The 22,530-nt window shown below is 56.1% G+C and carries 23 protein-coding genes; 4 read left to right on the top strand and 19 right to left on the bottom strand.

The window, feature by feature from the left end:
* Positions 1-8 precede the first annotated feature (8 nt).
* Together HV311_RS23170 and HV311_RS23165 are read right to left on the bottom strand one after the other, a co-directional pair.
* Entirely contained in the window at positions 9-1,004 is a 996-nt protein-coding gene (locus HV311_RS23170; RefSeq protein ID WP_016155386.1) for an ABC transporter permease subunit, read from the bottom strand.
* A complete protein-coding gene (locus tag HV311_RS23165) occupies positions 997-2,520 on the bottom strand; it encodes a sugar ABC transporter ATP-binding protein (protein WP_191220521.1) in 1,524 nt (507 codons plus the stop codon). The genes HV311_RS23170 and HV311_RS23165 overlap by 8 nt, the downstream gene beginning before the upstream one ends.
* 114 nt (positions 2,521-2,634) lie before the next feature.
* Between HV311_RS23165 and HV311_RS23160 the strand changes: the two genes are divergently transcribed.
* Together HV311_RS23160 and yjdP are read left to right on the top strand one after the other, a co-directional pair.
* The gene (locus tag HV311_RS23160) at positions 2,635-4,899 is read left to right on the top strand and encodes a hybrid sensor histidine kinase/response regulator (RefSeq protein WP_191220520.1); all 2,265 of its coding nucleotides are present in this window, start codon (positions 2,635-2,637) and stop codon (positions 4,897-4,899) included.
* A gap of 69 nt (positions 4,900-4,968) precedes the next feature.
* Positions 4,969-5,298, top strand: coding sequence for a DDRRRQL repeat protein YjdP (gene yjdP / locus HV311_RS23155; protein WP_191220519.1), 330 nt, complete (start codon positions 4,969-4,971; stop codon positions 5,296-5,298).
* Positions 5,299-5,367: 69 nt separating this feature from the next.
* On the opposite strand, the gene phnP is transcribed toward yjdP, so the two are convergent.
* The 16 genes from phnP to HV311_RS23075 form a co-directional block, all read right to left on the bottom strand.
* Complete coding sequence (phnP, locus tag HV311_RS23150; protein ID WP_191220518.1) at positions 5,368-6,126, bottom strand: phosphonate metabolism protein PhnP; 759 nt, start codon at positions 6,124-6,126, stop codon at positions 5,368-5,370.
* Between the two features lie 8 nt (positions 6,127-6,134).
* Positions 6,135-6,569, bottom strand: coding sequence for an aminoalkylphosphonate N-acetyltransferase (gene phnO, locus HV311_RS23145; protein ID WP_046274567.1), 435 nt, complete (start codon positions 6,567-6,569; stop codon positions 6,135-6,137).
* Positions 6,556-7,110 carry a ribose 1,5-bisphosphokinase gene (gene phnN, locus HV311_RS23140; protein ID WP_016155392.1) on the bottom strand — a complete coding sequence of 185 codons (555 nt, stop codon included), beginning with the start codon at positions 7,108-7,110 and terminating at the stop codon, positions 6,556-6,558. The genes phnO and phnN overlap by 14 nt, the downstream gene beginning before the upstream one ends.
* A gap of 2 nt (positions 7,111-7,112) precedes the next feature.
* Entirely contained in the window at positions 7,113-8,249 is a 1,137-nt protein-coding gene (gene phnM / locus HV311_RS23135) for an alpha-D-ribose 1-methylphosphonate 5-triphosphate diphosphatase (protein ID WP_016155393.1), read from the bottom strand.
* A complete protein-coding gene (phnL, locus tag HV311_RS23130) occupies positions 8,246-8,932 on the bottom strand; it encodes a phosphonate C-P lyase system protein PhnL (RefSeq protein WP_047499592.1) in 687 nt (228 codons plus the stop codon). The genes phnM and phnL overlap by 4 nt, the downstream gene beginning before the upstream one ends.
* Before the next feature lie 116 nt (positions 8,933-9,048).
* Complete coding sequence (gene phnK, locus HV311_RS23125) at positions 9,049-9,807, bottom strand: phosphonate C-P lyase system protein PhnK (RefSeq protein ID WP_003844769.1); 759 nt, start codon at positions 9,805-9,807, stop codon at positions 9,049-9,051.
* On the bottom strand, positions 9,804-10,595 hold the full coding sequence (phnJ, locus tag HV311_RS23120) for an alpha-D-ribose 1-methylphosphonate 5-phosphate C-P-lyase PhnJ (RefSeq protein ID WP_049259807.1): 792 nt from the start codon (positions 10,593-10,595) through the stop codon (positions 9,804-9,806). The genes phnK and phnJ overlap by 4 nt, the downstream gene beginning before the upstream one ends.
* 46 nt (positions 10,596-10,641) lie before the next feature.
* Entirely contained in the window at positions 10,642-11,709 is a 1,068-nt protein-coding gene (locus HV311_RS23115) for a carbon-phosphorus lyase complex subunit PhnI (protein WP_191220517.1), read from the bottom strand.
* Positions 11,709-12,293, bottom strand: coding sequence for a phosphonate C-P lyase system protein PhnH (gene phnH, locus HV311_RS23110; protein ID WP_003031824.1), 585 nt, complete (start codon positions 12,291-12,293; stop codon positions 11,709-11,711). Before phnH ends, HV311_RS23115 begins: the two co-directional genes overlap by 1 nt.
* Positions 12,290-12,742: a phosphonate C-P lyase system protein PhnG gene (gene phnG / locus HV311_RS23105; RefSeq protein ID WP_019077841.1), complete on the bottom strand. Its 453-nt coding sequence runs from the start codon at positions 12,740-12,742 to the stop codon at positions 12,290-12,292. Before phnG ends, phnH begins: the two co-directional genes overlap by 4 nt.
* On the bottom strand, positions 12,743-13,468 hold the full coding sequence (phnF, locus tag HV311_RS23100) for a phosphonate metabolism transcriptional regulator PhnF (protein ID WP_016155477.1): 726 nt from the start codon (positions 13,466-13,468) through the stop codon (positions 12,743-12,745).
* A 20-nt stretch (positions 13,469-13,488) separates the two neighbouring features.
* Positions 13,489-14,268 (bottom strand): phosphonate ABC transporter, permease protein PhnE, encoded by a 780-nt coding sequence (phnE, locus tag HV311_RS23095; RefSeq protein ID WP_016155398.1) that lies wholly within the window; start codon positions 14,266-14,268, stop codon positions 13,489-13,491.
* Positions 14,269-14,373: 105 nt separating this feature from the next.
* Positions 14,374-15,390 (bottom strand): phosphonate ABC transporter substrate-binding protein, encoded by a 1,017-nt coding sequence (gene phnD, locus HV311_RS23090; protein WP_016155478.1) that lies wholly within the window; start codon positions 15,388-15,390, stop codon positions 14,374-14,376.
* Positions 15,391-15,470: 80 nt separating this feature from the next.
* Positions 15,471-16,259 carry a phosphonate ABC transporter ATP-binding protein gene (phnC, locus tag HV311_RS23085; protein WP_016155400.1) on the bottom strand — a complete coding sequence of 263 codons (789 nt, stop codon included), beginning with the start codon at positions 16,257-16,259 and terminating at the stop codon, positions 15,471-15,473.
* A gap of 132 nt (positions 16,260-16,391) precedes the next feature.
* Complete coding sequence (gene yjdN / locus HV311_RS23080) at positions 16,392-16,838, bottom strand: VOC family metalloprotein YjdN (RefSeq protein ID WP_016155401.1); 447 nt, start codon at positions 16,836-16,838, stop codon at positions 16,392-16,394.
* Positions 16,839-16,977: 139 nt separating this feature from the next.
* Complete coding sequence (locus HV311_RS23075) at positions 16,978-17,313, bottom strand: zinc ribbon domain-containing protein YjdM (RefSeq protein WP_003031835.1); 336 nt, start codon at positions 17,311-17,313, stop codon at positions 16,978-16,980.
* Between the two features lie 539 nt (positions 17,314-17,852).
* Here HV311_RS23075 and crfC point away from each other — a divergent pair.
* Both crfC and HV311_RS23065 read left to right on the top strand, forming a co-directional pair.
* On the top strand, positions 17,853-20,210 hold the full coding sequence (gene crfC, locus HV311_RS23070; protein WP_109017806.1) for a clamp-binding protein CrfC: 2,358 nt from the start codon (positions 17,853-17,855) through the stop codon (positions 20,208-20,210).
* A complete protein-coding gene (locus tag HV311_RS23065; protein WP_191220516.1) occupies positions 20,207-21,100 on the top strand; it encodes a diguanylate cyclase regulator RdcB family protein in 894 nt (297 codons plus the stop codon). Before crfC ends, HV311_RS23065 begins: the two co-directional genes overlap by 4 nt.
* Before the next feature lie 30 nt (positions 21,101-21,130).
* Here the strand turns inward: HV311_RS23065 and kdgT are convergent, their stop codons facing one another.
* Positions 21,131-22,129: a 2-keto-3-deoxygluconate transporter gene (gene kdgT, locus HV311_RS23060; protein ID WP_016155482.1), complete on the bottom strand. Its 999-nt coding sequence runs from the start codon at positions 22,127-22,129 to the stop codon at positions 21,131-21,133.
* Positions 22,130-22,530: the final 401 nt, after the last annotated feature.

Genomic DNA, 22,530 nt, shown 5'->3' with positions numbered 1-22,530 from the left:
TGTTGTTGTTATGCACTTTGATGGTGTCGGGTACGGTATTTGTCGATCAGTACCGCTATGATGATCACCGCCCCTTTGATCACCAGTTGCCAGAAATAGGAGACGCCCATCAGCGTCATGCCGTTATTGAGCGTGGCGATAATCAACGCCCCTACCAGCGTGCCGGTGATGGTACCGATCCCCCCAACAAAGCTGGTACCGCCGAGGATCACCGCCGCGATGGCGTCCAGCTCGTAACCCATGCCTAAGTTGCCGTTGGCGCTGTATAGCCGCGAGGCGCTCATCACCCCGCCAAGACCTGAGAGCACACCGCTCATGCCGTAGACGAACAGCAGCACCAGCCACACTTTGATACCGGTTAAACGAGCGGCCTGCATATTGCCGCCGACCGCATAAATATGAACGCCGAGTGTGGTGCGCCTAAGAATGAACCAGCACATCACCACCACCGCCAGCGCAATGACCACTAGCCACGGAACCGGACCAAGATAGTTGTTACCGATCCACTCAAAGCTGATATTGGAATTGATCACCGTCGTGCCGTCGGCCAGCAGATAGGCCGCGCCGCGCAGCGCCGTATACGTTCCAAGCGTGACGATAAACGGTGGCAGTCCGGCAAAAGCAACCAGCGCGCCGTTAAACAACCCCAGCACCAGACCGAGCATCAGCGCCGCCGGAATCGACAGCATGGCAAACTCAGGGATCAGCGAAACGACCATAGCCGCGACGGCGGTGGTGCCGAGAATCGAGCCAACCGAGAGGTCGATCCCGCCGGTCAAAATAATGAAGGTCATGCCAGCCGCCAGCACGATGTTGATCGACGCCTGGCGGGTTATATTCAACAGGTTGCTTTCGGTAAAAAAGTTTGGCGCGATAAAGCCAAACACCGCCACTATCAGGATGAGAATCGGCAAGATGCCGACCGTTTGCATCAGATCGCTCATCAGCAATTTTTTCGCGGAGGCGGATTTCGCCACCTGCTGGGGAGTGGTTGGATTATTCATGGGACACCGCCTGATGATGGGAGTCGTTCACGCCGGTTGCCAGCGTCATAATATTTTCCTGGGTAATACTTTGCCCGTTCAGCTCACCGGCAATGCTGCCTTCCCGCATGACGTACACGCGATCGCTCATACCGACGACTTCCGGCAATTCGCTGGAGATCATCAGGATCGCCACGCCTTTGCGCGCCATGTCGTTCATGATCCGGTAGATCTCGCTTTTGGCGCCAACATCCACGCCGCGCGTGGGTTCATCGAGGATCAAAATGCGTGGGCCGATCGCGACCCAGCGTGAAATCAGCAGCTTTTGCTGATTACCACCGGACAGCCCGCCCGCGCGTACCTGGGCGTGCGGAACGCGGATGTTGAGCAATTGGATGGCGTCATCGGAAATAGCCTGCGCCTTTTTGCGATCGAGCATGCCCCAGTTGGCGTCACGTTCCAGCGTCGCCATGGTGATGTTCTCTGCTGCCGCCAGCTCTAAAAACAATCCCTGCTCTTTGCGGTTTTCCGTCAGAAAGCCAATGCCGTGGTCAATTGCCTCGCGAGGGGAGTGGATCACCACCGGTTCACCGTCTACTTCAATCATGCCGCCGATGGCTTTACGCACGCCAAAAATCAGTTGAGCCAGTTCAGAACGCCCGGCGCCGACTAACCCGGCAAGGCCGACGATCTCCCCGGAGCGCACCAGTAAACTGCACGGCTGGACTTTATGGCCGTCGGTCAGGTGGTGGACGTTGAGGCGCGCTTTACCTAAGGGAATATCGCGCTCTTTGTTGAACAAATCGCTTAACGGTCGGCCCACCATCATGCGCACCAGCTCAGAGGCGTTGAGTTTGTCTCGGGTCAGGCTGCCTACATATTGCCCGTCGCGCAGGACGCTGACGCGGTCCGAGAGTTCATACACCTCCGCCATGCGGTGGCTAATGTAGATAATCGCCATCCCCTCATCGCGCAGGCGCATGATCAGTTCAAACAAGCGGTGGGTTTCACGTGAGGAGAGGGCGGCAGTGGGTTCATCCATCACCAGAATGCGGCTGTTACGGTGCAGGGCGCGGGCGATTTCCACCTGCTGCTGTTCGGCGATGGTCAACGTCATCACGCGATCGCTGGCCTTAAACTGGGCGCCGAGCCGGTCGATGACTTTCTGCGACTGCATCACCATCTCTTTACGCTGGACCAGACCGCCGCGCGACAGCTCGCTGCCTAGAAAGATATTTTCCGCCACCGTCAGGTTCGGCGCGAGCTGCATCTCTTGGTAAATCAGCGTGATGCCTGCGCTGAGCGCGTCTTTTGGCCCGCGAATGTGAAACGGCTGACCGTCGATCAGGATCTCACCGCTGGTGGCCGTATACGCGCCCGCAAGGATCTTCATCAGGGTGCTTTTCCCCGCGCCGTTCTCACCCATCAGGGCATGAATCTCACCCGGCCAGACCGTTAAATCGACCCCTTTCAGCGCGTAAAATTTACCAAACGCTTTGGCAATCTTGCGCATCTCCAGAACCGGTGTCCTGCTCATAGCGGATCTCCTGTGGGGTGGCCGATATCAGCAGTCCATCACAGGAATGTAAATGCAAAATGTCAGAAGCCGTTCATATTTGTCATATTGCGATTTTTCTTCACGGAGCGTGATATGCCGCAACCAGGACGTCACTTTTTCGCCAGTGCGCGCGGACGATTGCTGTTCTTCAATCTGCTGGTGGTGACGGTCACGCTGATGGTAAGCGGTGTGGCGGTGCTGGGGTTTCAGCATGCCAGTCAAATCCAGGAACAGGTACAGCAGCAAACCGTTGACGACATGACCGGCAGCATGAACCTGGCCCGGGATACGGCGAACGTGGCGACGGCGGCGGTGCGGCTGTCGCAGGTGGTCGGCGCGCTGGAATACAAAGGTGAAGCGGAGCGGCTGCAGGAGACGCAACGGGCGCTGAAGCATTCGCTGGAACAGTTGGCCACCGCGCCGTTGGCGCAGCAGGAGCCGGCGCTGGTCGAGCGTATTATCCAGCGCAGCCAGGAGCTACAAAGCAGCGTGGAAGGTATGCTGCAGCGCGGGCAACGGCGACATCTGGAACGTAACGCCCTGCTCAGTTCGCTGTATCAGAATCAAAGTTATTTACGTCATCTGCAAAAGCTGACCGGCGCGCAGGATGACGTGCTGCTGGGGCAGATAGACCGCTTAATTGTTGCCGCCATTGAAACACCCACGCCGCGTTCGGTGGTGAAACAACTGGACGGCGTGATGCCCGCGCTGCCTGTGCAAAATAGCAATCCGCTGATTACCAACATCCTCACCGACTTCAACCTGGAGTTGCATAAGCTGGAGCCGCTTTCTTCTGCGCTGGAGCAGAGCGATTTGGCGATCAACTGGTATATGTTTCATATCAAAGCGCTGGTGGCGATCCTCAACAGCGATATCAACCGGTATGCTTCGCAGGTGGCGCTGATCTCCGAACAGCGGGTGGCGCAAAGCCATCAGGAACTGCAATCCGGCGCGTTGTTTATTTTGGTGTTTGCGCTGTTGGCGGTGGTGATCACCGGTTTTGCCGGCTGGTATATCTACCGTAACCTCGGTTCTAACCTGACGGCCATTTCGCGGGCGATGACCCGGCTGGCGCACGGTGAATCGGACGTTAGCGTCCCGGCCCTGCAGCGGCGCGATGAGCTGGGCGAGCTGGCCCGCGCCTTTAGCGTCTTCGCCCGTAATACGGCATCGCTGGAGCACACCACCCGACTGCTAAAAGAAAAAACCAGCCAGATGGAAATCGACCGCACCGAGCGCCAGGGGCTGGAGGAAGCGCTGTTGCACAGTCAGAAACTGAAGGCTGTAGGGCAACTGACGGGCGGATTAGCGCATGATTTCAATAACCTGCTGGCGGTCATTATTGGCAGCCTGGATCTGGTGAACCCAGACTCCCCTGATGCGCCACGGGTCAATCGGGCGCTAAAAGCCGCCGAGCGCGGGGCGCTCCTTACCCAGCGGCTGCTGGCCTTTTCGCGCAAACAGTCGTTGCATCCCCATGCGGTGGAGCTGAAAACGCTGCTGGAAAATTTGGGCGAACTGATGCGCCACTCTCTTCCGGCTACGTTGACGCTGGAGATTGAAGCCCAGTCTCCCGCCTGGCCCGCGTGGATTGATGTCAGCCAACTGGAGAACGCCATTATTAATCTGGTGATGAATGCCCGTGACGCCATGGACGGGCAGGCGGGCACGATTAAAATCCGTACCTGGAATCAGCGGGTCACGCGCAGCGATGGGCGTAAGCAGGATATGGTGATGCTGGAAGTTGCCGACCAGGGAAGTGGGATGTCGCAGGAGGTGAAAGCTCAGGTCTTCGAGCCGTTTTTCACCACCAAACAGACCGGCAGCGGCAGTGGGCTGGGGCTGTCTATGGTCTACGGTTTTGTGCGCCAGTCCGGTGGCCGCGTGGAGATTGAAAGCGCCCCTGGGCAGGGAACGACGGTCAGATTGCAGCTTCCTCGCGCGGTTGTGCCGGTGCAGACACCGGTGGAGACAATCGCACAGCACACCCCGACTCGCGGTGAAAAACTGGTGCTGGTTCTCGAAGATGAAGCCGATGTGCGCCAGACGTTATGTGAGCAATTACACCTGCTGGGCTACCTGACGTTAGAGGCCGCCAACGGCGAACAGGCTATGCATATGCTGGCGGCTTCATCCGAGATTGATATTTTTATCAGCGACTTAATGCTGCCCGGTGGTTTAAGCGGTGTGGATGTGGTTAATCATGCGCTGGCACATTATCCACAACTGAACATCCTGCTGATTAGCGGCCAGGATTTACGTCCGGCGCATAATCCGGCGCTGCCAGATGTGGCGTTATTGCGTAAGCCCTTCACTCGGGGAGAACTGGCGCAGGCGCTGCGGCATTCGCGTAATTGAGATTCCTCCGCTACCCGCGCAAATACGCTTTGATTACCGTGGGGCGAGTTTCTTGATGAGGCTGGTTTTATGCAACGCTCCGCGACATTCTTACTTTTCACTCTGCTGATGATGACCACCGTATCGGCGCAGGCCGATATTATCGATGACGCCATCGGCAATATTCAGCAGGCAATTAACGACGCATACAAACCGGACAGCGGGCGGGATTATGACGACTCTCGTGATGAAAGCTGGCAGCGACAGATGAGTGACGATCGTCGCAGGCAGTATGATAATCGCCGCCGCCAGTTTGAAGACCGACGCCGCCAACTGGATGACCGCCAGTGCCAGCTCGATCAGGAACGGCGTCAGTTAGAAGACGAAGAGCGCAGAATGGAAGAAGATTACGATCGTTAGCGCAATCTTTCGCCGGCAAGGTTATAGGGGGCAGAGACCTGTTAACAAGTGTTTTAGTGCGATGTAAACCTACCTCAGCACAATTTCCATTCCGTCATACCCGGCTTCGAGCCCTGTCGGTAGCGGATTCTCCATCATCCACAAATCAAACTGATGACTGATATGCGTCAGGATCACCCGTGGGCAGCGGATAACCTCGTTCAAGGCGATAACGGTATTTACATCGCTGTGATTGCGTGGCGGCTCGGCGCGCGGGGCGTGGCTGCAGTCGATGATAATCACCTGAGGCTGGTTATTGTGGAGAAACTTCAGCGTCTTGTCGGGAAGTCCGGCGGTATCGGAGAGCCACGCCACGCGGCTGTGCGCGGTCTCCAGCAGATAGCCAAACGTCAGCTTTGAATGGTTGAGCGGGAGTGGCGTCACCTGCAACCCTTGCAGGTTAAACACCACGAATGGCGCGACGGTATGGCTAAAATCGAGGATGCCAGGGTGCTTAAATAGATCGTCGCATCCCTGTTCATCCGGCGGACCGTACACCGGGATAGTCGCCCCCACGCCCCAGCGCAGCGGAAACAGCCCCTGCACGTGATCCATATGGTAGTGGGTGAGCAGAAACTGCTGGAAGCTGCCTGCTGGCCAGTCGTCCATCAGATGCGGGCTCCCCGCGTCCAGCAGCGTCACCGCATTGTTAAATTTGACCACCCCGCTACAAGGGCGTCGACGGTATTGCGCCTGTAAGCGTGCTCGTTGGCAGGCCGCACAGTCACATCCAAATGCTGGCACCAGTTGCGCGCCGCCGGTTCCCGTCAGCGTAATGGTCAGACTCATGGCTCCCCCTACAACGGTTTGGTGAAGCGAAAATGGCTCATGGTATAGCCTTCGCGCTGGTAAAAGCGGTGCGCGTCAAGGCGTTGGGTACTGGTAGAAAGCTCGGTTATTTCTGCGCCCGCTTCGCGCGCGGTGGCTTCGGCCCAGGCCAGTAACTGACTACCCACTTTTAGTCCTCGCGCCTGTGGCATCACCACCAGTTCCTGGATCTCGCCAATCCAGTTGGCGTGGTGCAGATGAAACTGCAGGTGCAGACCGATCAAGCCGACGACCTGTCCGTCGAGCAGCGCCAGCTGGTAGTGCATATTGGGATCTTGCAGATTTGCGGCGTAGCCGGCGCTAAAGGCCTGCAGGTCGAATTGGCCCTGTTTCAACTCACAGATAAGCGCGTAAACCGCATCGGTATCGTATAGCGTGGCGCGGCGTAATTCACAGACAGACATGTTTCTTCTCCTTGCGTCCCATCAGTGTGAGCAGTGTATCGACAGACTGTAGCAAACTTCCATCATTGTTCAGGACGTGGCAGTCATACGGCGTGTAGCGTGCCGCACGTTCAAGGCGGGCAGCGATTTCCGTTTCGCTCTCCCGTCCACGTGCCTGCAGGCGCTGGCGTAAAATGGCCGGGGAAACCTGTAAGCAAATGGGAAGTAAAGAAGCACCATAACGGGCCTGCGCCTGGGGCAGATGCGCGCGCGAGCCGTTGACAACCACATCAAAACCGGCGTGCAGCCAGAGGTCAATCTCTACGCCGACGCCGTAATAGAAGCCGTTGGCATGCCAGCTCAGCGCCAGCAGGTTCTGCCCGGCGCGGGTAAAAAACTCTGGTTCGCTGAGGGCAATATGGTTTTCATTCCCGGCGTTGGCGGCGCGGGTGATGTAACGGTGCGCCACCAGCAGTTGCGCAGGTTCCTGCTGGCGAAGTTCTGCCAGTAGACTGTCCTTACCGGAGCCGGACGGCCCCATCAGCCAGATCAGTTTCCCCATAGTCAGAATACCCTTTTGCCCTGACGCCAGACGTGGTCAATATGGATGTGATCGCCTTTGCGATGCGCCAGCACCAGATCCGCGCGTTTACCTTCGGCTACAACGCCACGATCGTCGAGATTTAATGCCCGCGCCGGATTGCGGGTCACCAGACGAATGGCCTGCGGCAGCGTAAAGCGGTTGGCGTCATCGTCTGCCACGCGGAATGCCGCATCGAGCAGGCTGGCGGGGTAGTAGTCGGAGGAGAGAATATCCAGCAGCCCCAGCTCAGCCAGCTTATGCGCCGCCACGTTGCCGGAGTGAGAACCGCCGCGCACGATGTTGGGCGCGCCCATCAGCACGTTCATGCCATGCTGGCGCGAGGCCTCTGCGGCGGCAAAGGTAGTAGGAAATTCGGCAATCACGCTGCCAAGTTGATGCGATTCCAGCACATGATCGCAGGTGGCATCGTCATGGCTCGCCAGCGCTATCTGGCGCTCACGACACATCTGAGCAATCGCCGTGCGGTTGGGTTGCGACCAACGTGCAGCCAGAGCTAACTGTTCTTCTTCGTAGCGGGCCATTTGCTCGTCGGTAAGTGAATACTTGCCCTGATAGTACTCGCGGTACTTCTCTCGATTGGCAAACTGACGCTGGCCGGGGGAGTGGTCCATCAGCGATACCAGCGTCACCGGCTCACGACTGACCAGTTTTTCAAACAGCGGTAGGGTGGTGTGATGCGGCAGCTCGCAGCGCAAATGCAGGCGGTGCTCGGCGCGATTGACCCCGCGCTTTTGCGTCTCTTCCACCGCGTTGATCATCTTCTCCAGATTTTCCAGACGGTCGCCACCGTCGCGCACATCGCCAATCGCCACCGCGTCCAGCACGGTGGTAATGCCGCTGGCGACCATCAGCGCGTCGTGGCTGCTCATCGCCGAGTGGGCGGGCCAGTCTACTTTCGGGCGCGGGGTGAAAAACTTGTCGAGATTGTCGGTATGCAGCTCGATAAGCCCTGGCAGCAGCCAGCCGCCTTCTCCGTCCATCGCTTGGGCCAGTTGGCTCTGACTTTCGGCAAAGGCGCGGATCGTTCCGCCCTCAATTTCCAGCGATCCTTGCACCACTTCATCTTCCAGCACCAGCTTTACATTATTGATAATCATGCTGTTGTTCCCATCAGGTGCAGGCGATCCGCGACGCGGTCGCGCACGGTTTGATCGTGAAAAATGCCGACAATTGCCGCGCCGCGGGCTTTCGCTTCTTCAATCAATGCGACGACGGCGGCGCTGTTTTTGGCGTCCAGCGAGGCGGTGGGCTCATCGAGGAGTAGAATCGGGTAATCGACGATAAACCCTCGGGCGATATTGACGCGCTGCTGTTCGCCCCCGGAAAACGTCGACGGCGCCAGATGCCACAGCCGCTCCGGCACGTTCAGGCGGGTAAGCAGGTTAGCCGCTTTGGCTGCGCACTCCTCGCGCGACACGCCGAGATCCAGCAGCGGCTGCATCACCACATCCAGCGCAGAAATCCTTGGGATCACGCGCAAGAACTGGCTGACCCAGCCGATGGTTGAACGGCGAACTTCCAGCACTTTACGCGCCGGAGCCTGCACCAGATCGACCCATTCGCCGCTGTGGCGGATGTGGATGTGTCCTTCATCCGGCAGGTAGTTGGCGTACAGCGAACGCAGCAACGTGGATTTGCCGCTGCCAGAGTGACCGTGCAGCACCACGCATTCGCCGTTTTTAACTTCCAGCGTGGCGTCTTGCAGCACTGGCAGACGCACGCCGTTTTGCTGATGCAGTACAAAGGTTTTACTGACGTTTTCAACGCGAATCGCGTTCATTTTTAGCCCCTTTAAGCTTTTTTGCGTTCGATTGCCTGATGGCGCTTCGCTTATCAGGCCTACAACCGATGCCGATCCGTAGGCCGGGTCGCGAAGCGCCACCCGGCAAGACAAAATCAGTTTTGCAAAACAGATGACACCAGCAACTGGGTATACGGATGATGCGGGTCGTCGAGTACGCGGTCGGTTAACCCACTTTCCACCACCTGACCCTGCTTCATCACCAGCAAACGGTCGGCCAGCAGGCGCGCTACGCCCAGATCGTGGGTGACAATAACCACTGCCAGATCCAGTTCCACCACCAGGCCGCGCAGCAGGTCCAGCAGTTTGGCCTGTACGGAAACGTCCAGACCGCCGGTGGGCTCGTCCATAAACACCAGTTTGGGATGGGTGACGAGGTTGCGGGCGATCTGCAGGCGCTGCTGCATGCCGCCGGAAAAGGTGGTTGGCAGGTCGTCGATACGCGAGGCCGGGATCTCCACTTCCTCCAGCCAACGCTGCGCGGTGGCACGGATGTCGCCGTAGTGGCGCGCCCCGGTGGCCATCAGGCGTTCGCCGATATTGCCGCCAGCGGAGACCTGACGGCGCAGGCCATCCAGCGGATGCTGATGCACCACGCCCCATTCGGTGCGCAGCAGACGGCGACGGTCGGCCTCGTTCATGCCGTACAGCGAACGGTTCTGATACAAAATCTCACCGCTCTGCGGCGTTAGCCGTGAAGAGATCGATTTCAGCAGCGTGGTTTTGCCTGAACCGGACTCGCCGACGATACCCAGCACTTCGCCAGGCCACAGGTCAAAAGAGACATCGCTGAAGCCCTTGCCCGGCGCGTAGAGATGGGTCAGGTTGTTGACTGAAAGCAGCGGTTGCGTCATTTGCTGAGGGCCTCACTCTGTTGGCGGCAGTAGTCGGTGTCGGAGCAGACAAACATGCGTTTGCCGGTGTCATCGAGCACCACTTCATCGAGATAGCTGTGGGTTGAGCCACAGATGGCGCAAGGCTCATCCCAGCTCTGCACGGTAAACGGGTGATCGTCGAAATCGAGGCTTTCCACGCGGGTGTAAGGTGGAACGGCATAGATGCGTTTTTCGCGGCCTGCGCCAAACAGTTGCAGGGCCGGCATCATGTCCATCTTCGGATTGTCGAATTTTGGAATTGGCGACGGGTCCATGACGTAGCGGTCGTTAACCTTCACCGGATAGGCGTAAGTGGTGGCGATATGGCCGAAGCGGGCGATATCTTCATACAGTTTCACCTGCATGATGCCGTACTCTTCCAGCGCGTGCATGGTGCGGGTTTCCGTTTCGCGCGGCTCGATAAAGCGCAACGGCTCGGGGATCGGGACCTGAAAGATAATGATCTGGTCTTCCACCAGCGGCGTTTCCGGGATGCGGTGGCGGGTCTGGATCAGCGTCGCGTCTTCCGTGCGCTCGGTGGTGTTCACCCCGGTCACGCGTTTAAAGAAGTTGCGAATCGACACGGCGTTAGTGGTGTCATCCGCGCCCTGGTCAATTACCTTCAGCACGTCCGGCTCGCCAATCACGCTGGCGGTGAGCTGAATACCGCCGGTTCCCCAGCCGTAGGGCATCGGCATTTCACGTCCGCCAAACGGTACCTGGTAACCGGGGATCGCCACCGCTTTCAGAATCGCGCGGCGAATCATGCGTTTGGTCTGCTCATCAAGATACGCAAAGTTGTAGCCGGAGAGGTTAGTGGTCACGGGTGGCCTCCTGTTGCAGGCGTTTGAGCAGTTCCAGCTCGGCCTGGAAATCGACGTAATGGGGAAGTTTGAGGTGCGAAACAAAACCCGCCGCCTCGACGTTATCCGCGTGCGCCAGCACGAACTCTTCGTCCTGCGCCGGTCCCGTGACCGATTCATCGTATTCGGCTGCCTGTAGGGCGCGGTCCACCAGCGCCATCGCCATCGCTTTACGTTCGCTCATGCCGAACACCAGCCCGTAGCCGCGGGTAAAATGGGGGGATTCGTTTTCTGGCGCGACAAAACCGTTGACCATTTCACATTCGGTCATCAGCAGTTCACCGACGTTCACCGCAAATCCCAGCTCTTCCGGTACGGTTTCCAGTGCCACATAGCCGCTGCGGATTTCAGCGGCAAACGGGTGATTGCGCCCGTAGCCGCGTTGGGTGGAGTAGGCCAGCGCCAGCAGATATCCCTCATCGCCGCGCATCAGCTGTTGCAGACGTGAAGCGCGTGAGCAGGGGTAGACCGGTGGCGTGCGGGTAATATCATCCGGCTGAGCGCCGTTATCCTCTTCACGCTTTGCCAGTCCCTGGTTGGCCAGCAGGGAAAAGACGTGCGGAGAGGCGTCCTGCGCGTCGTCTGCGCTGCGCAGGGGTGGCATTTCGCCATTGGCCAGCAGGGTAAAATCCAGCAGGCGATGGGTATAGTCATAAGTGGGACCTAACAACTGCCCGCCGGGAATATCCTTGTAGACCGCAGAGATTCGGCGCTCAAGGCGCATTTCTGCACTGTTAACCGGTTCGCTGACCGCCACCTTTGCCAGCGTAGTGCGGTAGGCGCGGAGCAAAAAGATGGCTTCGACGTTATCGCCGCTGGCCTGCTTCAGCGCCAGCGCGGCCAGTTCGCGGTCGGCGATGCCGCCTTCGGTCATCACCCGGTTGACGGCCAGGTTCATCTGTTGTTCGATTTGCGCCACGCTCAGTTCAGCAATGGTCTCTTCGCCCCGGCGTCGGTTTTCCTGCAGGGCGTGGGCGTTGGCTATCGCCTTTTCGCCCCCTTTGACGGCGACGTACATCAGCACACCTCCACATGGGTAGTTCGCGGAATAGCCAGCAGGCGTTCGCCGCAGGTGAGGATCAGGTCGACCCCCAGCGGGAACGGATGCGGGCGTTCGGTGAGTTCGTGAATCAGGCATTCCGGTAGCTGTGGCGCGATCATGCGCTCTTCAGCGATACCGGCGCCGGTCAGACGTAGCATGCGTCCACCGCTTAAGCCAGAGACCTGCACAATCAGCGTGGCGCTGGTTTCTGGCGCGACGGCGGAACCGGCGGAGAGGGCGTTAAGCTGTTCGCTGCTGATGCGTTCGTCGGCGACGGCAAAGGCCGCCAACTGCGGCTGATCCACCAGCGGCGCGTTGGTGTGAAAACGCAGATTCTGCCGGGCGATATCGTTATCCATCGACGGCGCCAGCCAGACTGGCGTGTCGCCATCGACCAGGGTCAGTAGCACGCTGGTGGTTGCCAGGCCCAGTGGCTGCCAGCCGTGTTTCAGTTGATGCAGGGCGACGATCACGCCCGGCTCACTCATGGCCTTCAGCAGGCGACGAAAGCTCTGCTGAGCATCCTGAACGGGTAAATTAAAAGCGGTTTGTAAGGTCATGCGTTATCTCCGCGTACCAGCGTGAAGAAGTCGACCCGGCTGGCGTTGACTTCGGCACGGCGTGCGCTAATCAGCGCATCGCGTTCCGCTTCCAGCGGGGCAATTAAGGTTTCCATTAGGCTCTGGAAATGCGTTTGTTCCTGCAGCAGCGCGTCAATGACCGCGCACTGCTCGGCGTGTTGTTTGTTGCGTCCCAGCAGGTAGCTGTAGCCCAGCGTGCCGCTCTTCAGGCGTACCACTGCGCGGGTAAGCGTGGTATCACCGGCAAAGAAGCGGTTGCCGGTGCCGCCCATGCGAGCCTGGAGCTGCATCAGTCCGCTTTCCGGTGCGCGGATAAGTTCATAGTCTGGCGTCAGTTTGAGCGCGTGGATGCGGGCGTTCAGGGCATCGGCATTGCTGTAAGCCAGTGCGCGCATCCAGCGCTGGCGGGTAGCGGTATCGAAATGCATTCAGTGCTCCATAGTGAATTCGATCATGTCGGCGCGGGTCAGGCTGACGGAGTATTCCGCCGCGTGTTCTTCGCCTTCACGGTGGTTCAGGGTGCGCACGCACAGCAGCGGCGCCATATTGGGGATTTCCAGCACTTTGCTCTCTTTAGCCTGTGCGCGGCGGGCGCTGATGCGCGTTTGTGTGCGCAGGAGCGTCAGACCGGACTGTTCGCGCAGGTAGTCGTGCAGTGAGCCGTTGTTAAAGCCCTGCAGCAGCGGCCATAGCGTGAGGTCGGAAAAATAGTGGTCGATCTGGCACAGTGCGATACCGTTTACCCGGCGCAGGGTGCGCAGATGAATCACGTTATCGCCCTCGTTAATGCTGAGCGCATCGGCAATGTGGCTGGAGGCCGGGCGCAGCACCGCCAGCAGTTTTTCGCTGGTGGGGTGGCTACCCTGGTCCAGCAGGTTCTGGCTAAAGCGCGCCTGGGCATTAAGCGGGTAATCGAATGGGCGCATCAGCACCAGTACACCAACGCCCTGGCGACGCTGGACCCAACCACGCTCAACCAACTGGTCAATAGCGCGGCGCAGGGTGTGGCGGTTTACCTCGTAGCGCGCGGCAAGCTGATGCTCGGCGGGCAGATAGTCACCGCAGCGATAATGATGACGAAGCTCCTGCTCAAGTCTCGCGGCAATTTCCTGATAACGCGTTGGATAACTGGTCGGATGTGTAGACAAGTGCATAGCAATCAATGCCTCGCTAATCAGATAAAGTGCTTACGCAAACGCTGGGAAAGGAAATCCAGCAGGCTGACGGTGACGATGATTAACACCATCAGAGCGCAGGTTTGCTGGAACTGAAAGCCGCGAATCGCCTCCCATAAAGTCACGCCAATACCGCCCGCACCCACCATTCCGACCACCGTGGCCGAGCGGACGTTGGATTCAAAGCGATATAGCGAGTAGGAGATAAGCAGCGGCATGACCTGTGGCAGAACGCCGTACAGAATCTCTTCAATTTTGTTGGCCCCAGTAGCGCGAATGCCTTCTACCGGACCCGGCTCAATGGCTTCTACCGCTTCCGAAAGCAGCTTGGAGAGCACCCCGGTGGTGTGGATAAACAGCGCCATTACCCCGGCGAACGGACCTAAACCCACGGCGACCACGAACAGCATGGCGAAGACCATTTCATTGATGGCGCGGCAGGCGTCCATCAGGCGACGCATCGGCTGGTAAATCCACCACGGTACGAGGTTATCGGCGCACATCAGGCCAAAGGGAATCGACAGCACAACGGCGAGGGCGGTACCCCAGACGGCAATTTGCAGGGTGACGGCCATTTCACCGAGATAGTCCTGCCACTGACTGAAGTCTGGCGGAAAGAAGTCGGCGGCGAAGGTCGCCATATTGCCGGAATCCTGGATCAGCGTGAGCGGAGCCATTTCGGCACCTTTCCACGAGACCACCAGCACGGCGAGAAGAATGGCCCAGCTCAGCAGTGAGAACCAGCTACGTTTGGGCGGGGCGACGGTGATGGTTTGCATGTTTAGCTCCGTGCGTAGGTTTATCGCCGGATGGCAGCGCTTGCGCCTTATCCGGCCTACAGAACATCGTCTGCCCGGTAAGCGAAACGCCACCGGGCATCAGGTTTACTGCACCGCTTTAGTCACGCTGGTCATGGCGCCCAGGGCGGCGGTCAAACGGTCAAGGTCGTCGAGCTGCGCTTTCAGCGCCGAGGTTTTGCTGCTTTTCTCTTCCTCGTTCAACCCTTTGTTGCCCTTCACGCCCTGCATCTCTTTAAACAGCGCCAGTTGGCGAATCGGTACCAGTTGCAGGTCGCTGGAGGCACGGAACGGTGCCCATCCCAGGCGTTCCAGTACGGTTTTCTGTTCCGGCGTTTTGCCGTAATTCATAAAGAAGTCGTACACCTTGTCCTTGGTGGTTTCGGAGAGGTTTTTGCGCCAGACGATCGGATCGCCCGGGATCAGCGGTGACTTCCAGATAACCTTCAGCTCTTTCAATTTTTCCGGCGCGGAGGTTTTCAGCTTGTCGAGGTTTTCGGTGTTGTTGGTGGCGACATCGACCTGTTTGTTGGCGACGGCCAGCGCGTTGGTTTCGTGTCCGGCGTTAACGGTGCGTTTGAAGTCGCTGGCGGAGATGTTGTTTTTGGCGAAGACGTAGTAACCGGGGACGAGGAAGCCTGACGTTGAGTTGGGATCGCCGTTGCCGAATGTCAGATCCTTACGTTTGGCGATCAGATCGTTCAGGTTGTTGATCGGACTATCTTTGTTAACGATCAACACGCTCCAGTATCCCGGGGAGCCGTCGGCAGCGACGGTTTGGGCAAACACTTGTCCGTTAGCGCGATCTACCGCTTCCATTGCCGAGAGGTTGCCGTACCAGGCGATATCAACTTTGTTAAAACGCATTCCCTGAATGATCCCGGCGTAGTCCGGGGCGAAGAAGGCGTTCACTTTCACGCCCAACGATTTTTCCATGTCCTTCAGGAACGGTTCCCACTGTGGCTTCAGGTTTTGCTGTGATTCGGTCGAAATAATGCCAAAGTTCAGCGCTTTTTCTTGCTCTTCGGCCTGCGCCGGGCTGAATAAGGTGCTGATGCTGAACATGCTGGTAAAGGCCAGCGCGGCAACGGTCTTATAGCTCATGTTGTTTCCTTAATTAGTCTTTGTTCCAGGCTATTTCACTTGCCAGCCTGGCTGCGCCAATAACGCCTGGTTTTTTAGAACTATGCAGCCTGCGCGTTCTGTTCGACGCGGTTCATGCTGCGGTAGAGATGGTCAAAACGATCGTTATCAAAATGCTGGCTGCTGCCATCAAAGAAGACGTTGCCCTGACGAAGCGCGACAATGCGTTCGCAGTAGCGCAGGGCGTAATCCACCTGATGCAGCGTGACGACCACGGTGATGCCGTCGGTCTGGTTAATGTCGCGTAGGGTGTCCATCACGATGCGTGCGGATTCCGGGTCCAGAGAGGCTATCGGCTCGTCGGCAAGGATCACTTTGGCTTGCTGCATCAGCGCGCGGGCAATCGCCACGCGCTGCTGTTGCCCGCCCGAAAGCGTGGAAACGCGCTGGTATGCAAAGTGCGCCATGCCAACGCGGGTCAGCGCCTGTAATGCACGCTGTTTCTGTTCCTGGCTAAACCAGCTAAAACAGGTGCGCCAAAACGGCGTGCTGCCGAGTGCGCCGATCAGGACGTTTTCCAGTACCGTCAGGCGGTTAACCAGATTGAACTGCTGGAAGATGTAGCCGGTGTGGGCGCGGCTTTTGCGGATATCGCGCGCCAGGCGGCCTTCATGTTGAACGGTACGACCCAGCAGTTCGACGTGGCTACCAGGGGATTTATCACCGACGATCAAACCGCTTAAATGACGTAAAAGGGTGGATTTGCCGGAGCCAGACGGCCCAAGCAGAGCCACCATCTCACCGGAACAGATGTTCAGATCAACCGCATTGAGCGCCTGATGTTGATTGAAGGACTTGGAGAGTTTTTCGACGCGAATAATCGTTTGCATGATGCGGCCTCCCTTAAAAAGTGGCCCCATCGTGGCGGATCAATGTGACGTTTTCGTTAAGGGATGGTTACTTGGTGATGAAGAGTTGAGCGATTTTTGATGACAGTACGGGAGGGCTGGCCTCCCGTTGGATTACTCTGTAGGTTGCTGCTGTTTGACGACGTTGATCATCCACGGCACGCCATACCGATCGCTCACTTTACCGAAACCATGAGCCCAGAAGGTTTCCTGCCAGTCCATTTCGATTTTTCCGTTTGCTGCCAGGTTATCAAACCAGCGTTTGCCTTCGTCGACGTTTTGCGTGTCGAGTACCAGCGTAAAGCCAGAGTAGTGGGCATTTCCGTCGGGGGCGCTATCGCTCATCATGATGTCGCTGCCCGCAACGCGCAGGTTGGCGTGGGCAATGGCGGTATCGGGGAATTTCATGCCTGAAGGGCAACCCTCTTCGCTGTTCTGCGCCGGTTTGGGCATTTCACCGAAATTGATTTTGTAGAGTAGCTCAGCGCCTAATGTTTTTTGGTAGTAGGCGATAGCATCAGCGCAGTTGCCTGCGAAGGAGATATAGGGACTTAACGGCATAATCTTTACCTCAGGTAAAAGAAACCAGTTAAGTGTAGTTATCGTCTGCAAAAATAAGCCAGGCGGGAAGTATGAGCTTCCCGCCTGGCAGATGAGCTGGCGTCGGCCTGATTGACGTAGCGCCATCAGGCAATTTGCATCAGTTCTTTTTCACAAACTCAGATTTCAGCTTCATTGGGCCAAAGCCATCGATTTTGCAATCGATGTTGTGGTCGCCTTCAACCAGACGGATGTTCTTCACTTTGGTCCCGATCTTCAACATGGAAGAGCTACCTTTTACCTTCAGGTCTTTCACTACGGTAACGCTGTCGCCGTCAGCCAGCAGGTTGCCGTTGGCATCTTTAACGATCAGTTCGTCGCTGTCCTGAGCCGGTTCAGCATCGTTCCATTCGTGAGCGCATTCCGGGCAGATGAACATGCCGTTATCTTCGTAAGTGTATTCGGAGTTGCATTGTGGGCAGTGTGGTAATGACATGTGGATTTCCTCAAAAGTCAGCAGGGGCAAATGCGCCCAAAAATGGCAGATTGCCGAAAAAGGCCGCAATTATACATAAAATCCCTGCTTTTGTCGGGACTACTGCGTGATTATGCAAAATGATCTGCTGTAAAGACCCTTTGCTTTTACCTCAATGAAAGTATGGCGGAATATTTTTTAAGGGAAATTGCTACGCTTAGGTATTTAAGATAAGGTGAGGCGAAATATCTGATATTCATAGGTAACGTTGCTTACGGATGCCTAAGCCATTGTGATTGAATATCATTGACCCCCTTAATTTTAGTAGGGGGATTACGCGGGTATTTTTTAAAACTGAACTACGCTGTTTATCTTTCTTACTTATTACATAAGTGAGAGGCATCCGGCCAGCGGTTATACGCCAAATTTATTTTAATAATATCAGTTGGTTGTTTTGATTTTAATTATTTCTACACGTAATTATAAAAGCCAAAAAATCTATAAATAAAACGATTGGGCTAAATAAAAGTAATGCCATTTGCGTTAAGGAAGAATTTTCCATGCACACACAGACAATATATGAATTAAGTCAGGAAGCGGAACGCTTGCTGATGCTCTCGCTTGAACATCTCAGGCAATTGCAAAAATTGCCTATGACGTCGTTGGATGATGTCGCGCTAAAACAAGGAGAGCATAGCAGACAGGTGGTTCAGCCCCTGCATTTCAGCGCGCGTGGCATGGATGTCCAGCAGGCAACGCTCAATAATGAACTGCGTAAGATTACGCGTCTGGAAATGGTGCTGGCGATTGTCGGTACCATGAAAGCGGGAAAATCGACGACGATTAACGCGATTGTGGGGACCGAAGTTTTACCTAATCGTAATCGTCCCATGACGGCGCTACCAACGCTAATTCGCCATACGCCGGGGCAGAAAGAGCCGGTGTTGCATTTTTCACATGTCACGCCTATCGATGCCTTAATGAAGGTTTTACAGCAGCGCGTACGCGAGTGCGATCGCCAGCGTCTTACGCAGACCCTGGAAATTGATAAGGATATGAATGTCCTGCTGCAGCATATTGAAAACGGCGTGGCATTTGAGCGGTATTATCTTGGCGCACAGCCTATTTTCCATTGCCTTAAAAGTCTGAATGACCTGGTGCGTTTGTCAAAAGCACTGGAAGTGGATTTTCCTTTTGCCGCCTATGCCGCGATTGAGCATATTCCGGTTATCGAGGTTGAATTTGTCCATTTGGCCGGTCAGGCGAGCTATCCTGGGCAATTAACCCTGCTGGATACGCCGGGGCCGAATGAGGCCGGGCAACCGCATCTACAAAAGATGCTGAATGAACAGTTGGCGCGGGCTTCTGCGGTACTGGTGGTGATGGATTACACCCAACTGAAATCGATTTCCGATGAAGAAGTGCGCCACGCGATCATGGCGGTCGGCAAGTCAGTGCCGCTGTATGCGCTGGTGAACAAATTCGATCAGAAAGACCGCAACAGTGACGATGAAGAGCAGGTGCGGGCATTAATTTCCGGCACGCTGATGCAAGGTGGGATTGCCCCGGAGCGAATCTATCCGGTTTCTTCGATGTGGGGGTATCTGGCGAACAGGGCGCGTCATGAGCTGATGGCTCGCGGGCGGCTGCCGGATCACCAGGTGCAACGTTGGGTACAGGATTTTGCCGAAGCGGCGCTTGGCCGACGCTGGTGCACCAACGATCTTGAGGATACGGAGCACATCCGCCATGCAGCCGATCTGTTGTGGGAGGATTCGCTGTTTGAGCAGCCGATCCAGAAAGTGATTCATGCCGCTTACGCCAATGCTTCGCTGTATGCGCTACGCTCAGCGTCGCATAAGTTATTGAACTATGCGCAAAGCGCGCACGAATATCTGGAGTTTCGCGCCCATGGGTTAACGGTTGCCTATGAAAAACTGCGGCTGAACATCACGCATATTGAAGAGGATATGCAGCAGTTAGAAGTGAGTCAGGGGCGGGTGAGTGATGAAGTCAGTCATGAGGTCGAGCTGGCGCTGGAGGCTGCCGCGGCCTATCTCAATGAGCAACAGACTGAGATTCTGTGCGGCATCAACACGTTCTTTATCAAAGAAAACGTCCTGATGATGTCACAACATGGCCAGGGGGCTGGCGTTTCCTCGGCAGAAATGGCCGGAGAAATGCTGGTGTTGCACGATGAAGGGCAGGCGAAAATCGTGCTGGATAAAATGCGCTCGTCCTGTGAAGTTGTCTTGCTGGCAGCGCAGGAAAGCATCAGTCGGGATTTAGCTCTGCGCTTTGAACAGCTTGAGTCGACGCTGTCCCGGGCGCTAAATGACGCCATGCGCCCCATTGAGCAGCGGGTGAAAGAGGAGCTGAACCACGCTGGTTTTCGTGCGCGGATCCGTTTTCCGGCGTTTCATGCGGCGATGTTTAACTTCAACACCCGCCAGTTGTTTAACGAGGCCATTGAGCAGGATATTCCGGCGGAAAATGCGCCGTCAACTGGCGGTGTGGTGCGTGATACCTTCTCTCGCTGGTTGAATCAGCCCAACTGGGGATGGAATGAGTACGTCGAAACAAAAACGCGTTATCTCATTGATATGGGCGCACTGCATAAGAACCTTGTGCACTATGTCACCCAGTTTTGCCAACAAATTCGTAAAGCTTTAGCTGCGCAGGTCGATATTTCCGTTACGGCAGGCATGGCCACGTTTTTTGCTGATTTTTCACTGTGTTTGACGCAATTACAGGCGAGCCTGCGTGAGAGTCTGACCCTGCGCCAGCAAAATGAATCTGCGGTGAATGCCTTGAACGAACAACTGCAGCATCGCATTACGACTGCGGCATGGCTTTATGAAGATTCCCGCTTGCTGCGCGACGATATCAATACCCTTTTTGCAACCGAGCACACATGACTAACGTGTTACTGGAAGGCCCCGGGCGGACGCTGGAGTGTGTCTACCCGAAGTTTATGGTCGATCTGGTTCAGGGAGATGAAACCAAACGTTCCGGCGGTTTTCTGCAGCAGCAGCAGCGGCTGCGTGCGCGCCTGACGCAGGAGGTGCTATCCCAGACGCAACTGCGAGCATGGGTGTTGGCAGGCGTGTCCAGCGAGCATCTGGTGATGCGTCTAAAACTGGTGGAAAAACTGGCGGGCATGATCGATCCGGGCCATCTGGCGCTGGTACGGATCGCCGAAGGGTTGATGTTTTTACAACAAACCGAACACCCGCGTGGACTCTCCACGCCCGGTCTTCTGCAGCAGATAAATTCACTCGCTGACTGGTTTACCCAGCGCGGCGCTTATAAAGAGAAGGCAGTAACGCAACGCGGCCTGACGGTGCAAGCGGGCGAACATAGCGAGCAAATTTTTACCCGCTGGCGGGCTGGCGCGTATGACGGCTGGTCGTTACCTGGACGCTGTTTTGTGGCGTTAGAGGAGCTGCGTTGGGGAGCATTTGGTGACGCCTGCCGGTTAGCAAATGCCGATGTGGTGTCAATGCTAAAAGACAACCTGCGAACGATGGCTGCTCAGGCGCTGGCAGACAGCGTGAATGCGGCCCCCGCCACGCGTCATTACTATCATCATTGGCTCAGCACGCCGGTTGTTGGCGGCTCGGGTGAGCACAACGATATGTTGAGCTGGCTCGGAGACTGGTGCGATGCGCAGCGTCATCCGGTGAGCTGGTCGGTGACGCAGCGTTGGCAAAATGTGGCGTTGGGCATGCCGAGATTGTGTTCGGCGAAGCGGCTGGTTGATGCGATGGTTGAGGAGATTTTTGCATCGTCCCCGCTCATCAATTGAGCAGGAACGGTGAGTGGGATAAAGGCAGGTTTAGTGGTGCAGGGAGTCTGCCGGGGTAGCCGCCGTCTCATTGACGACCGGGTTTTTATTAAAACGTTTGGCATACAGCGCGGTGATAATCGGCACCAGAATCGCGGTGACTATCACGCTGGCGGCAACCAGCGCCGTAGCGGATGCGGCAACCGGTTCAAATGCCGGGTTAATCTGGGCGATAATCACCGGGTTTGCCACTGCAGCGCCTGCCGCAGAAGAGGCTGCTACGCCTGCCGTACCGTTCCCGCCACCAATAACGCGGTCAGCAATAATCAGCGGAATACCGGTGATGACGATAACCGCGACGCCCAGCAGGATGCCCAGCAGACCCGTATCAACGATGACGCTCAGGTTAATCGTGTTGCCCAGCGCGAAGCCGAAGAACGGGATCAGCACCGGCGTGGCTTTGCTGAAGAAGGAACGCAGATCGTGATCCAGGTTACCCAACGCAAAACCAATCAGGAACGGTAATACCGCGCCGACAAAATGGTGTGGTTCGAAGGAAGCCAGACCCGCGGAGCCAAGGATCACCATGGTCATTAACGGACCGGATTCCAGAGACATCAACACAAATGCGCCAGACTCTTCTTTGGTTCCGTACTGGTTCATCAGGCTGGCGTACAAACCGCCGTTGGTCATGTCCATCGCTGAAACAATTGCCAGTACCGAAAGACCGGCAAAGAACCCGGTTTGAATACCGGTATCAGGAATAAATGAAGCAGCAATCATTGCCACTACCCATGCCACGGCTATTTTAGTTAATACCAGTGTGCCGGATTTGCGTAATACCGTGCCGGTTGCTCGTAAATCAATAGATGCACCGATACAAAAAAACCACACTGCCAGAATTGGCACCGTTCCGCTGATCATTCCTTTGGTAAACGAACCGAAATACGCGCCGGTATCCGGAGCTAACGTATTTAACACTGCGCCTAATAACAGAGGAATCAACATCATTCCGCCAGGGATGCGTTCAATCGTGGCTTTAATTTTCATAAGCGTCCTCATCTCTTGTCGCAGGTAATACACGCGCAAGGAAATAAAAATTAATAAATTCAAGTGTTTACTGTTGTTTCTTAACAAAGAAAACAGCTATCTCTTTGTTTTATAAAATCTAACGCGGCATACGTTGAGCGTGTTGCTGCTCCCAGGGATATTGCGTCTGGAATTAGTTTGCATTCATGGGAACATTGATTCAATCAAAATAAAACGATGTTTTAGTTATCTTCATCACATATTCCGAGCAAAAGTTCCTGAGTGCTCTGATTATTAAAAAAGCTGTGATCTTTTTGTGAAGAGATTAGGTGGGTTTTTGCCTAGCAGAATAATAGTGACTGTTGTGATTGTTGGTGCAACAAAGCGATTTATTCTTGTATTTAATTGCCAGAAAATCGCAA

Origin of the sequence: Citrobacter sp. RHBSTW-00881 (assembly GCF_013728515.1) — a bacterium.
Classification (GTDB): domain Bacteria; phylum Pseudomonadota; class Gammaproteobacteria; order Enterobacterales; family Enterobacteriaceae; genus Citrobacter; species Citrobacter braakii.
This window is presented reverse-complemented; position numbering and strand designations above follow the sequence as displayed.